Origin of the sequence: Paenarthrobacter histidinolovorans, from assembly GCF_014647595.1 — a bacterium.
Taxonomy (GTDB): Bacteria; Actinomycetota; Actinomycetes; order Actinomycetales; family Micrococcaceae; genus Arthrobacter; species Arthrobacter histidinolovorans.
This window is the reverse complement of the sequence record NZ_BMPM01000003.1, coordinates 235,050-248,379: the sequence shown is the minus strand read 5'-3', so window position 1 is coordinate 248,379 and position 13,330 is coordinate 235,050. Positions and strand designations below refer to the sequence as shown.

General features: G+C 59.5%; 12 protein-coding genes. 3 read left to right on the top strand and 9 right to left on the bottom strand.

Annotated elements, in window-relative coordinates:
- Positions 1 to 1,482 precede the first annotated feature (1,482 nt).
- The 8 genes from IEY62_RS09215 to IEY62_RS09180 all read right to left on the bottom strand — a co-directional run bounded on the left by IEY62_RS09215 (position 1,483) and on the right by IEY62_RS09180 (position 10,263).
- Positions 1,483 to 1,989, bottom strand: a complete 507-nt coding sequence (locus IEY62_RS09215) for a single-stranded DNA-binding protein (protein WP_189016431.1) — start codon at positions 1,987 to 1,989, stop codon at positions 1,483 to 1,485.
- A gap of 53 nt (positions 1,990 to 2,042) precedes the next feature.
- Positions 2,043 to 3,200 carry an ImmA/IrrE family metallo-endopeptidase gene (locus tag IEY62_RS09210; protein ID WP_189016428.1) on the bottom strand — a complete coding sequence of 386 codons (1,158 nt, stop codon included), beginning with the start codon at positions 3,198 to 3,200 and terminating at the stop codon, positions 2,043 to 2,045.
- A gap of 84 nt (positions 3,201 to 3,284) precedes the next feature.
- Positions 3,285 to 3,785 (bottom strand): hypothetical protein, encoded by a 501-nt coding sequence (locus tag IEY62_RS09205; RefSeq protein ID WP_189016425.1) that lies wholly within the window; start codon positions 3,783 to 3,785, stop codon positions 3,285 to 3,287.
- Entirely contained in the window at positions 3,782 to 5,092 is a 1,311-nt protein-coding gene (locus IEY62_RS09200; protein ID WP_189016422.1) for a type IV secretory system conjugative DNA transfer family protein, read from the bottom strand. The genes IEY62_RS09205 and IEY62_RS09200 overlap by 4 nt, the downstream gene beginning before the upstream one ends.
- Before the next feature lie 485 nt (positions 5,093 to 5,577).
- Positions 5,578 to 7,038: an ATP-binding protein gene (locus IEY62_RS09195; protein ID WP_189016419.1), complete on the bottom strand. Its 1,461-nt coding sequence runs from the start codon at positions 7,036 to 7,038 to the stop codon at positions 5,578 to 5,580.
- Positions 7,035 to 8,525 (bottom strand): SCO6880 family protein, encoded by a 1,491-nt coding sequence (locus IEY62_RS09190; protein WP_189016416.1) that lies wholly within the window; start codon positions 8,523 to 8,525, stop codon positions 7,035 to 7,037. Before IEY62_RS09190 ends, IEY62_RS09195 begins: the two co-directional genes overlap by 4 nt.
- A complete protein-coding gene (locus tag IEY62_RS09185; RefSeq protein WP_189016413.1) occupies positions 8,518 to 9,936 on the bottom strand; it encodes a type IV secretion system protein in 1,419 nt (472 codons plus the stop codon). Before IEY62_RS09185 ends, IEY62_RS09190 begins: the two co-directional genes overlap by 8 nt.
- 12 nt (positions 9,937 to 9,948) lie before the next feature.
- Entirely contained in the window at positions 9,949 to 10,263 is a 315-nt protein-coding gene (locus IEY62_RS09180; RefSeq protein ID WP_091551245.1) for a hypothetical protein, read from the bottom strand.
- 258 nt (positions 10,264 to 10,521) lie between these two features.
- Here IEY62_RS09180 and IEY62_RS09175 point away from each other — a divergent pair, with 258 nt between their 5' ends.
- From IEY62_RS09175 to IEY62_RS09165, 3 genes are read left to right on the top strand one after another with little or no spacing between them, the layout of a single operon-like run.
- Positions 10,522 to 10,884, top strand: coding sequence for a hypothetical protein (locus IEY62_RS09175; RefSeq protein WP_189016410.1), 363 nt, complete (start codon positions 10,522 to 10,524; stop codon positions 10,882 to 10,884).
- On the top strand, positions 10,875 to 11,291 hold the full coding sequence (locus IEY62_RS21910) for a helix-turn-helix domain-containing protein (RefSeq protein WP_407671489.1): 417 nt from the start codon (positions 10,875 to 10,877) through the stop codon (positions 11,289 to 11,291). The genes IEY62_RS09175 and IEY62_RS21910 overlap by 10 nt, the downstream gene beginning before the upstream one ends.
- Positions 11,288 to 11,752 carry a hypothetical protein gene (locus tag IEY62_RS09165; protein WP_189016405.1) on the top strand — a complete coding sequence of 155 codons (465 nt, stop codon included), beginning with the start codon at positions 11,288 to 11,290 and terminating at the stop codon, positions 11,750 to 11,752. The genes IEY62_RS21910 and IEY62_RS09165 overlap by 4 nt, the downstream gene beginning before the upstream one ends.
- 74 nt (positions 11,753 to 11,826) lie before the next feature.
- On the opposite strand, the gene IEY62_RS09160 is transcribed toward IEY62_RS09165, so the two are convergent.
- Entirely contained in the window at positions 11,827 to 12,372 is a 546-nt protein-coding gene (locus IEY62_RS09160; protein ID WP_229785208.1) for a C40 family peptidase, read from the bottom strand.
- Positions 12,373 to 13,330 lie beyond the last annotated feature (958 nt).

The window sequence follows — 13,330 nt, the reverse complement described above, 5'->3', positions numbered from 1 at the left end:
TGCTCCCTACTATTCCTGCCCAACTGACAATCGGACCGTAGAGTCGATGTCACGCATGGTTCAGGAGTCTGGAAATCGGAGAACATGACTTAGACGCATTTCATCCCGAGCTCTGAATTCGTTCAAAAGTCTACGGTCAGGCTTCAATCATTGTTTTGGCCGTGGACCTCTCACGCCGGAACTGAGCCTGGTTCAGGAGATTCTGGTAAGGCCAATCCCGCTCGGGCACGCTATTCGGGCGGCGCCACGGTCGAGGATCAACCTCAGCGGCAGTGGCAGACCCCCAAAGAAAGCGTGTCACTCTGGCCTCCCATGGAATTCGGGGAGCAACCTTGACTGCGCGTGAAAAGGTGTGGGTGATGGGCCACCGGTAGACGATTCCGAACGTTCCGGCGGCCCGGCGACGTAACCAACTCTGCCACCATCTTTGTTGCGGGTGGATATTCGTATTCACCCACAATGTACCGTCAGATTCCCGTCTAACCCAGGCTCTTCCAGCCCCGTCAACGAAATACAGTTCCAAATCGTCCAGCATCAGTGCTGCGTCTACAGCGAAGGTCTTGTGTTGCCCACCAGGTAGAGACATACCTCTGTAAAGGTTGTTGTCGAGATCAAGTTCCTTCCATTCCAGGTCCTCTTCGGGTGTCCTACTAGTCCTGCAATGGAAGAGGCGGACGCCTGTTACGGGGAGGCTCGAGTCATTCCTGATCTCGAAGCTCACGCCACGAATACTGAAACCTCCCCCAGAGGTCGGTTTGGTTTCCTCACTGCGAATGACAGAAACCTTTGATGCTTGGTCCCGCTCCTGATCAACCCGAACCTTGCCGCGGTCCCTCTGTCCTTGGCGAAACAGAAACAGGGTGAAAGTTGCTAGCAAAAGGTTCAAACCTAGTTGGGCGATGTCAACCCAATCTTTTGTCGCCATGGATTTCGGTGAACCTAACTGTGCGAAAGACGGACCACTCTATTCTGTCAGAGCCGCCTTTGTGGCTTGGCTCAACCGCTAGCCAAGTTGGCGATCGAACAGCCATAGCTTAGGCTCAGCTGCTGTCCGGCAACTCCTAACGGGGACGCACTCGGCGATGGCACTTGGCAGCACTAGAGTGGCCGCCCCCTCCACGATTCCTGGTCCACACGCCTAACCTGCCCCGCCGGGAACCACTGAACGTGATAGTCCCGGCTGTCATCCATCCACTCAACCAGCCCAAAGCTCCTCGTATATTTGATCGCCCGACCATAGATCTCCCCCACGCGAACGAGAGGCTGACTACCAGGCTCGAGCTCAATGATCTGGCCGTCGTCAGGTTTCGGGTGGCTGTTGTCGGCGTCTATCTGCGCCATCATGCGGGCGAAAGCGGCGGAGTCTTGCTTCGGTCTCATAGCACCAAGATTAGAACATATATTCGAATGCGTATTCATGCTGAACCAAGAAGAGCCCACGCCTCAGGAATCGAGACGTGGGCACGGAACGGCGAAGGCAGGTCAGACGGTCATGTCATTCACGGGAGCTCCTCCTAAAGGGGACGCAACCACCGGCCCCTTCGTGGTGACGTTGTACGCGGGCCATCCAGTCGCCGTCGTTGCTTGTGGCCCTGTTGCCTCCACAGCCGCCTCTGGCTCGGCAACTGCTCGTGCTGAGCGTTGATACGTCGCCGTTCCGAAACGAAGGTCCGGCCCGATGGTGTCAGCGATGATCCGCCGGACTTCGCGCCGTTCGCCGTCCTTGTCGTAGGAACGGAACTCAAGCTCCCCCGCTACCGTCACGGGGTCGCCCTTCTTCAGAGAAGTAGAAGCGTTCTCCGCGAGCATCCGGAACGCTGACACGTTGTGAAAAACCGGTTCGCCGTCTCGCCAGGTGCCATCTGGGTTCTGAATCCGCTGGTTTACGGCAACGCGGAGTTTCGCGTGCGGAGTTCCGGATTCCCCGATGGTCAGCTCGGGATCTGCGACCAGGTTCCCCGCGATAGTGATGGGGATCTTCGTATTCATGATGGGTTACCTTCCTTAAGTCGACGGGCCTCTCCCGACGGACATCTGCGCGTTCAGGGACCTGCGCTCTCCGGACCGTTCAATGACGCGTTCGGTCCGGGGACACCTGCATAGCTCGGACTCGCCACGACGGACCGGTCAGCACTGGCGGTAGCGAACTTCCCGCCGAAACCAGGAGGATCCGAGACCGCCAGGATCCCCTTGGTAGCCCCGGTCACCCTCCCCAGCACGGACTTCGCGATGTCGACTCGAGACGTCGGCATCCAACCTTCTGAGGAGTCGTGTTTCAAGTCCCTTTCCGCTCGGATTACAGCGTCGGCCCAGCCAGCGAGATAGGACGCTGATTGCGGTCCACGATCGATGCCGTGGGCCCGCAGGACGGTATAGGCAACCGATTCGGCCTCTACCTCCGCTAGTCCGCGATGGTTCGCGCTGCTGCCATACAGTCGCCCTAGACGGTCGCCCGGTCCGTGCAAAAGAACGTGACCGAGCTCGTGAGCAAGTACCGCTACCCGCTCCTCGTCGTTCATCCAGGCACCAACCTGAATTCGACGAGCATCAAAATCGGTATAGCCACTGGTATAGCCGTGTTGAAATCCCGAAACCTCAACCCGGAAGCCGTGTTCCTTCGCAACATCCCGCAGGGAACTCCACAGATCACCCACGTCCGCCCCACCTTGAGCATCCGCGCGAGGCACCAGCAGCGGCGTGCCCTCCGTTTGGGTGACATCGAAGACAGCCTGCCCGCGCCACCCTGTGATCACGTTCTTCTTACCTCTGCTGACAGCATCATCAGGTGCAGTCTGATTCGCTGGCACGAGCTTGCGCTGTCCGTCAGGCAAAATCAGTTCCTGCATGGAGGCCGTCCGAGGCGCGATCACCCAGAGCGCGTGCTCTCCACGCAGAACCGCTCGCCCATGCCTGGCCCACTCTTTGTAGCCAGCCACCAGCGTCGGCTCTTGGGTACCTCGCTGCGCCATCTGCATCATCAGAAGGGCGACGTTACCTCCGGAATAACGCCACAGGGTTGCGGAGGCGTCGAGGAGGACTTGCCAGCGCATCGGCGAATCGATCGCTTCCTCGAGTGCTGTGTGAAGTCCCCTGGTCAGTTCGGCTATGCGCTCCTCGGGCGACAGTCGAATGTTCGACGGCGGCGCGGCGGCTTCTTCAGCCCCGCTTGCGTCGGCGTTCGGTTCAGATGCAGAGGCCACGACAGCCATCCTTAGTGCTTCTAGACGGCCCCAAAAAGGGATCACCTATTCATGTCGAGCGAACTACACAACTACATGACGTAATCACCTGCGGGTCTGATGGGTGCCCAGTTTCCAGTCTTCGAAGTCCGGCTCGGCCGGCAAGATCCTCACGACCGGTACCTTATGGCTCTGCAGCCCAACGCACCCGGCGGTCCGAGTGTGGGTTCGGAGACGTTCGACGCCGTGTGGCAGCCTTTCGTGGAACGCCAGCGGACCGAATCCCGAGTCGTCTGACGTGAAGGACGCCGCTTCCGCCCGCTGAAGCGCGTACAACTCTGCCACGATCTCCGAGTGCCGCCACCAACAGTCCGGCACCACCGACGTCGTCAGCTGATACGTGGCCACAAACCAGCGAACCCAATCGAAGAGGCTCTGCCACACCACCTCCGCCTGCGTAGATGACATATCCCGCCACCGATGCGTCACCCCGACGCTGCGCGGCGACGGCTGGAACGACGATCGGAACAGTTCCGCCGTGAGTTCATCATCCAAGTCAGATACCCGCCCCACCTCGAAGTCAGAATCGTCCGCCTGGGTACTCATGAATCAGCCTCGCTGTTCGCTTCCTGCCGACTCAGGTGGCCAGCGGCCAGCTCTCGCTCGGTCTCTAGCTTCGACCGACCCAGCTCAGCGGCGTCCTTCCGCCGATGCCAGTCACGCAAGTCCAAGAGGATCGGACGAGTTCGTCGGCCAAGCATGAGCGCCGTACCAACAGGAAGGCGCCGGATCTCATCCAGACGAATCACCGGGCTCTCCCGAATCTGTTCACCGTCCTGACGGCCCTGAGATGACCAGGAACGGGTGTTGAGGATCAGGCTCCGCTCCCCCAGCAGACCCGCCAGCGAGCGCAGGTCACGCTCATCCGAACCTCCACCGAAGATCACCTTGATGATCGCAGAATCCCAGATGGTGGCTGCCTCCTCGATCGACCACCCGCTCCGCGCCTGCGAAAGGGACTGCAGAACCACGAGCGTTGAGATGCCGATACCACCACCATCAGAGAGCACTACAGGCAGGCCGGGCCACGGCGATAGATTCGCTATCTCGTCGAGGATCAGAGAAAGCGGTGGATCGAGTCGGCCTCCAGGTGCGACGAAGGCCAGCTCACGCGCGGCGTTGTCGATGTCGTCAATCAGAGCCGAGAGATAAGGGCCAGCGGCCGCAGCTCCAGAGCGGGTGCCAATAAGGTAGAGAGTCCCCCGTCGCCTGATGAAACTCTTGGGATCAAACTCTTGAGCTTCGTCCTGTGGGTTCAGCGCCGCCAACACCCTAGGAGATGAAAGCGGGGCCACGGCGGCTGAGACCCCAATCCAGGAGTTCGAAGTGTTCCGCGGGTCGTCTTCCAAAATCCCCATCAGATCTGCCTGCCAACCCAACGCTGCACCCGGACGCCCCAGGATATCCAGCGCCTCCCTGGCCAACACCGGACTGGACGACCATCTACGAAATGCAGCTATTCCCTCCCCTGACAGCGCTGCCGCATGGAGCAGGCACTGGAGCACGATCAGCGAGCGCTTTTGCCATGCAGCATTCTCGCCTTTCATCTCTGTATCTGCGGTGATCACAAGAGCCCGTCGGGTTGCGATATCCGGGTCACCGCAACCACGTACCGGCGACCAGCGCAGCGTCGTTGGCAGACCCGACATGCCCTGAGGATCAAAGACTGTAACCGGCCGCCCATCAGACATCCGCGCTCGCATCGTGACCACCAGGTTGTCGGCTCGCGTTGATGTAGTGACAACAGCGCCGGGCGCGTCGAGAATCGCATTGATGACCACGTATAGGCCCTTGCCCGACCGAGGAGCCCCCTGAATGACCATCGACTCTTCCGTGGAAACATGGATGGTCACTCCACGCGAACGCCCAAGTGTCCACGACACGTCGTGAATGCTCGGCTTGCTGAGACCCGGCCGAGTGTACTGCCCACGCTTGCGAACAGCTCTGGCTCCGAAGTCCCGAAGGATCTCTGCCCGGCCAGCCACCCCGTCCCTGCCGAGGATGTCCTGTCGCAGCCATGCGCCGGACTGCTTCCAGGTTCTCCATGCGAGGGCCGCAGTGGTTGCGAGCGCCGCAAGCAACGTGAGAACAACAGTCACGATCCACCAGATAGCCCCCACATCTACGGTGCAGCTGCGGGTACCAACAACCCAGTCCTGACGGCCAGCAACCAGTCCCACTCCAGCAGCGGGGTTGAAGTACGACGGCGGCCTGCCGCCGCAGCGCCCGGCGCCGGCAAGCTGTGCGGCTGCTTGGACCAGGAGGCAGAATGCCACGTACCCGGTCAACGCCCAGAGCCCGACTGAGACCAAGGGACTGCTGCTTGCCGACCGCGTCCTCACAGGTGCATCCGGTCGTCAGTGCCGAAGACTTCCAACTCGTCCGTGGTCACTCTGTTCGCGACGATGAACGAGCGGTTTCCAACCTTCCAGAGCCCGACGCCCTTGGGCAGGTTCTCGACGTGCTCACACTCAGCTTCGGTGAGACCCAGAGCTTCCTTGGTCAGGCGCATGGCGTCATGCTTCTGGCGATAGATGATGCGTGTGTCGGCTTCCGTCAGCAGCCCCAAGGCTTTCTGACGGTGACCGCTCGTGCTGTCTCCAATCTCATTGAGGTCAGCCACTTTGTGCATGATGAGGAGGTTCGCAATTCCGTAGGTGCGCGCAAGGCGCCATTGCTCGCTCATCTTGGCCAACATGTAGGGATCGGCGAGCATCCGCCAACCCTCGTCGTACACCACAAGCCGCTTACCGCCGTCGGGGTTTGTCACTGCAGCTTCCAGCCACGTCGCGCTGCAGGCCGCGGCAAGGGACAACGCCTGCTCGGACGCACCGATGAGTGCGGACGTGTCCATGACCATCATCGGCGCATCGGCATCGAAGGCCACCGTAGAGGGAGCATCGAACATACCTTCTAAGTCGCCTGAAACGGTGCGCCGCAGCGAGTGACTGACTGACGCTCCGCCGTCCTTGCCAACAAGAGCCAGCGTTTCCGCGGACGGACTCAAAAGGTGGTCCAGCACCATAGGAAGGGTCGGCGTCGAGTTTTCCGCGGTGGTTTCCATGAGCGCCATGTCGAGAGCGGTGTGCTCTACGGGATGCAACGGTGTTCCTTGACGCATGAGAGACACCAAAGCCACTATCAGTTGTCGGCGCCGCTGCCGGACGACAGCCTTCCACTGAGTGTCCGATAGAGAGCTGGGCCGCGGACCCGCATCCAGAGGATTCACACGTGCGGTGCGCCCAGGACCAACGGAAATGACCTTGCCACCCACCGCATTGGCCACCGCGACCCACTCACCCTTGGGATCCGACGCAACAGCCGCTTTCCGTCCCAACGTTATGGAGCGGGCAACCAACGACTTCCCACACATGGACTTCCCGGTGCCTACGGTGCCAATCACGACAATCGAAGGACCACTGATGATCCCCTTGTCGTACAGGATCCACGGATCATAGGAGAAGGCTCCCGAACCAAAGACGTCAGTTCCTATGTAGGTTCCCTCGTGGCCGAGACCTGACTCCGTGATGAAGGGGTAGGCCGCCGCGAAGGTCATGGTGGAGGCGCGGTGAGGTGCCGGCCGCAGTCTATGCGGCCCCCATAGTGACTGCGGTTCCCTGCTCCCCCAGTCGCCGGCAAGGCGCTCGCGGTCACCGCGTCGCTCCAAGGCTTCGTCGATTCGCTGGCCGAGTTTGCGCCTCTGCGGCAACGACTCAGCGGCTGTCGCCTTTCTGAGACTCCTGCGTTCGGCGCGAGTGCCCGACGGCGTATAGGTCACCTCTTGGTTCTTGAGGCTCATCGCAATCCCCTTCCCAACGGCAGTCCACCCGCGATGAAGGCTGCCCATTGCTGCCCGGCCAGCAATCGAAGTTCCACGAACGCTCCGGCGGCTGCAGACTCGAGTTCGTGGCGGTGTCGGGCCAGATCCTCCATGGACGCTGCGGTAATTGTCACGAAGGCGGTCGGACGTACATCGCCATGTCCGGCAACAATCTCTTCTTCCCGTTGCGATACTTCTTCTTCCTCGGCTCGCTGCTCCCCCGTGGTGGGTCGATCGAAGCGGGCGTTGATCCTTCGGCGCGTTTCGTGGGCTTCCTGGGCTGATCGGATGTCGCGCAGCGCCTCCAAGGTGGGTACGGCGCGAATCACCTGCGTCACTGTGTGTCGGAAGTCGCCGACGTAAACCAGCGGGTGCAGGAATCCGGGATAGACCTTCTGGCGAGGCCACTCTGCGACCCAGAAAGTCTGATGGAACCCGGAGTCCGTGCGGAGGTAGGTCCAGTGCTCCTCTACGGCCATCGGGCTTGAACTTAGTCGCCGGATCCCTGTCGGCTGGTCGTCCTGTGACTCGGTGTCGTTCTTTGCCGACCCTCGCGAAACCGTTTCAGGATCAAAGGAACCCCTGAACACCTCAAGTAGCCGGGACTCCGATAGCCACTCGTCCACCCGGACTCCATGAGTTGCCAAGGATGTAGTGATTGCCTGTACCTCCAAACGCAGAACACGCTCGAGTCCGGCTATCCCTCCGCCCGATTCTTTGATGCGCCTCCTCGACTTAGCCGTATCCACCACAACGCACAACAACACGTCGTGGCTCATGGCGGATCCAGCTGCAGCTATCAGGTCCTGATAGGCCAACTCGCCCCACGAACTACCACCAGGCCGGCCGCCATTTTTCACGATGGTGTGGTCATAGAAATCTTGGAGGGCTGACGAAGGGTACGGAACCGTATAGTCCTGAACGGCAATTCTTGCTATGTCCGAGCGTTGGGCGAGTCCAGCTTGCACTCGCGACCACGCCTGGGCTGCCCACGCTTTGTCATCGTCGTCGAGGAGAGCGAAAGACCTGGTGGTACAACGCAAGACGACCGTTGCTTCCTTGCCCTGAGGGTCGACGATGAAGCACTCCCCGCGTCGGGTCATCTGAAGTTTAAGGCTGCCGAGTCCACCTGGCAGCGCAAGCTTCCCTGCTTTCAATGCCTTTTCGGGGCGGGCGAGGTATCGGGTTTGCCCCAGAATCAGTCGAATGAAGAACAGCGTGATGAGGCTGACCCAGATGGGATAAGGGATTCGAGCGTGTTGGAGTACGCCCATGAGCATGAGCAGCAGCCAGATGGGACTCATCGTCGTCAGTCCAACCGGGCCTCCCGTCGCAGAGGCAATAATCGCGGTCAGGATGCCAAGGGCTAGCAACACGAGCTGATACCACTTCAAGCCCATGAATATGCCGCGACGCTCGTATCTGGGAAATTTGACGGCCTCAAGGGCACGGGAATCTTCAGTCATGCGGTTTCTCCAGAGGGAAGTGCCCCTCAGAAGGCTTGGGCCTTATGGGCGGCAATTGGGATGTGGGCAGCGCGCTGCCGGGACTTCGCACTTCGGGCTGCCGAGGGGTCCGGGGGCGGTTCGCCTTTGGCCGTCCCGCGGCCGCGTTCCGGCCTACCGGTGAAGATGTCGCAGACGACGCTTGCTTGCTCTGCTCGGTGATGACCTCTCCACTCACCACGTCGCCGTGCCTCGGGGCGCCTCCGCGAGCAGAGTTTGCTCCGTGCGCTGCAGAAGCGTTTTCACCTGAGGTGAGTATCGGCGTCGTGCTCGTCAGGCTGCGCGGCAGGGGCAGTGAAGGTGACAGCACGCGCGTGGGGATGTCTCTGCGACTTGAGGGAATTGGTCGCGCCAGTGACGATCTGCCCAACATTGATGCGATCGTCATGCGGCCACCGAGTTGCCGGCTGAACTGTCTGGAGGCAACGCTGCTGCTGCGAGACAGAACGTGGCCACCGCCAGCGGTCTGAGCCGCTGCTGCGAGTTCACCACCGGCAAAGCTCACCAGCCTCAGCGCCATCAATGGTGCTCCGCAGGCAAGGACCATGCCGACAGTACCGGCCGCCAAACCTGCAAAAGACGTCGAATCCGCAAACAGCTTGATGGCAGCTGCAAGAATCGTCGCTGCCAGAGGTTTCGCCAACAAGAGCGCGACGACGACTTCGCACCACCGCCCGGTCCAGGCCTTTGACTTCTCCCAGGGCATCATCATGAGGGCGACCGGCGCGACAGCCGCGAGAACGGCGAGGGCGAACGTCCTGAAGATCATCGAGCACATGAGGATGAACGCCAGAATCCACACCACGATGACTGCCATTACGGTCACTATTGCACCGCCGACGGCTCCGCCTTGATTGCCCGGCGCCAGGGAGATGACATTCCATTCGCGCTCGGAGCCTTGGGGAGCTCGTTCGAAGCCGAAGAGCCGCATGAACACGACATACGGATCTGTCCCGATCGACTCCAAGAGAGCGGTCGAAGCAGAGTCGGTCACTCGGGTGAGCTGCTGGATAAGGTAGACCGCCGCTGCAACCAAAGGAACCGCTGCGGCTCCCCCGACCAGAGCCCTGATCAGCCGGCGAGGTTGCTGGCTGATCAGTCCGGAGAGGAGTTGAAGGATCATCACAACCACCAGCGGAGTCATCATCACGATGACCCACCAGTTAGTCAGTCCGCCGATAGCCGCCCACTGAGAATCGTCGACCTTCGAGACGCTGAAAGCCCCAGTGATGAACCCCCACATCCATGACGCGATGTTCTGAAGGACGTTGGCGAAGATGTAAGTGATGGAACCTTGGACGCCGTCGTTGGCTTGGGAAACCAGTCCGCAGCCCGGCGGCCACCAACCGTTGAGGTCACACTCAATGGGCATGATCGCGAGCGGCTAGAAGCCCAACGGAAAGGCCGTCTGAGACCAGAGTATGTAGCCGTTGATGCCGCCTAGGATTGCCGCAACAGGGCCTGTCCACAGCAGGATCACGCCGCCGCCTGAGGCAAGTCTCGAGGACTGGCTTAGTTTGCCGGCCAACAGCATCGCAGCTCCGATGATCGCCACGATCGCGATGACGATGAAGGCGCCGACGAGAATGCCGCCGCCGATCTGCTTGAGTGACTCAAGAAAAGGAAAGTTCGCGTTTGGTGTGATCCCAGGATCCACCGCTGCCAGTACCATCTGGTGCTCCATCCAGTCGTCTTCCAATGGAATGAGCCGATTAAGCTCACGACTTCATGGGGGTGGAAGGTGGGAACGACATGATGGCGCACCACACTCTTGTCCTGGTGTATCCCGTTTCTTGCGCCGTGTAGCGGAGCCCTTAGTGCCTTGACCAGAGCCCCACGACTATAATTGACATGTATTGCTGGAGCGAGTCGGAAGAACTGGAGAGACGTCAAACTGTGATCCACCCGACGGCGCCCGTGATAGTCAAATGTGATACCTTGACAGCAGTGTTCAGATATGACTGAACACTGCATAAGAATGTTGCCGGACTGCGACACAGTCCTCGGCATCGTCCGAAGATCGGGGGTATGCGATGCAGAAGAGTTTATCGGTTCATTGCTTCCTAGGTTCCAGGCCCGCTACCAGCGGTACTTCGAGAGGTTGCGCGATCACCACGCCATCAAGAGCCCCGAAAACCTCAGGCACCTGAGACGCGAAAACGAAACCGACGTCTACGAATTGAAGGCGGACAAGTATCGGCTTTATTTGGTCAAGAGTCACAACACTTGGTATGTGACCCACGGACGAGATAAGCCAAAGGACAGCAGAGTCCCAACGGAAATACAGAAGGCATTAGACATTTTTTGGGAATGGAAGTGAGAGACGCGATGAAAACATCTAGCGTCTTCCCGTTGAGGGATGAAAACTACCAGGCTGTTTACGCTGAAGAAGCAGCGATGGTTGATGCCGGCGAGCTCATTGCAGAAGCTATGGAGAAGGCTGGCTTAAGCCGATCGGACCTAGCAAGAAAACTGGGAGTTCCACGCAGCGAGATTACAGCGCGCCTATCAGGCGAACGGAATATCACGGTTCGAAATCTTGCCAAAACTCTTCACGCACTTGGTTCAAAGTTACTCTTAGACCTCGAGCGAGAGCCGGTTGAGGAACAACAAGACCCCTCGACGCTAATACGATCGGCATACTGGGTTTGCCGCGACGTGCGTCCGCGGCACGAAGCGCGGCCTGGCAATGATCGCCTAGTGGAATTGATGATGATCAAGCGATGATCAGCATGTTCAATAAGGCTTTTATACTTGCGGACCCAAGAGTTCTGGGGGTTGAGGCTCATTCGGATCATGCCACTGATCCACACTTGACTTGGAGCTGCTCTTATTCAACGCCAGAAATGGACGAAGACGGGGACAATGACTTTCGCGTGGTTATAGCCACCCTGCATGGCGCTAACGAAGAAGCAAGTTTCACGATCACCATGGGATCGATTTTCATTGACAGCGGCGTGCATGACGTTAATGCCGACTATGCCCAGCAGCTCGAAAAATCAGAGGCATTGGAGTCGCTTTACGACCTCTGTCGGCTGCAGGCTAGAACTGCCCTTGGAATGTTAAGCATGGAAGGGATATTTGAAATGCCATCCAAAGCGCCGGAAGTAGAGATAACTGAGCTGGGCAAGTCGGAGCAAGAGCCCGCAGAGACGGACGAATCTGAGTCTGCAACTGGTACTGACTAGAGAATACTTGCATTGCCAACAGACCCCTCCGCACAAGTTGAGCTAAGTTTCTTCAGCGTAACCGAATATCGGCGCTACTCGAGCAGATCGAAGTACGCCGTACCCTGATTCCAGTCGATCGGATGCAGCAACGTCCCCGCCGATGGATTGAGCGCGCTGTACATCATTCCGTCCCCAGCGTAGATGCCAACATGCCCCCAGTTGTAGGGAACCTGAGGGTTTTGGACGACAAGGTCGCCGATTTGCGGGGCAACGGTCATCTGGCCAACCCTCCACTGCTCCACACGCGGCAAGTCGATCCCAACCTGCCGGTAGATCCACTGCACGAATCCCGAGCAGTCCCAGGCCTTGAAAGCCGTCCCACCCCAGACGTAGGCACCACCCACACCCATCTGCGTGTAGTGCAAAATGTCTTGCCGGATTTGCGACAAACCTTCCGCCGAGACCGGATCTAACCGGTCGCTCTCCCCCGCGCGGCACGTCGGGACGGTTGTGACACCTTGGAGCAGGTCAACGATGGCCCTGGCCTGTGGTTCCCATCGAGCATAAAGTTCTGGAAACGCTGAAACCTGGACAGCCTGGGCTGCCTGGCCTTTGCTCATGGCAGACCAGCCCGGCACATCCAGCAAACCTCGAGGACTACCTTGATTCGGCCCTGACGGCCCTCCATAGAATGCCCGTGCGTTGTAAGAAAGATCCATCAACTCTGCAACGGTTCCCCATCCCGCCGCTGGCCGCTGCTGTGCCGAACCTACTGAGTCGTGGTCACTCCCAACCCCGTCATGAGGAAACTGAAATGACGCAGGGACATTCGCGTTGGCGAGCATCCGGAGGGTCGACTCCTGGAGAGACATCATAATGGCGATCACCATCGCCTCCCGAGGAACGCCAAGTTGCTTCCCGACGGAAATGTACCCCTGCGCCACAGCAATCTGCCCTGCGGAGAGTCCAACGGCTTGACCATTAGGCCGAGATCCACTGTTCTCGAGGACGCTTTGTGTGACAGCGCCGCTGCTCGACACACACCCGACAGGCGATTCCGGCTTGTCGCCTGCCAGGGCTAGAGCGACGGCGCTGACAACAGCACCAACGGAAAGCACGATGACGAGAACGACGGCGGTGGCAGCCCGTACGAGCGTTCGGCGCCTAACTACGGCCATCGCCAAAGCGGGATGCGGCATCAGTAGACGATCCGGCTTGTCGAGGCATAGAAGCCGACCATTTGGCATCGATCAGGCGGGGCGGTCGCTGCCGGCGGGCAATTAGCCATGACACTGAGCGGCGCTGTGTATGAATTGCTGCTACTGACTGTCTGGTCAACGACCTTGAGTCGAACCGTGCAGACATGAAGCCCCGCCCATGGAGCAGGGCGTTCGCGAACTCTTATTAGTTCGTTGTCGCATGCCATGGATTCGAACGTTGCTACCCTGTAGGCACCTTGGCCCGCAAGCGAAGCGAAGGACCCCGCGTTTATGCCCGTTGCCTCAAACTCCTGGACCAGGACCGCCAACGGATTTGATCCGTCAGGGAGAACGAACCACCAACCTCGAATTCGAGCGTACACATCTGAATACGACG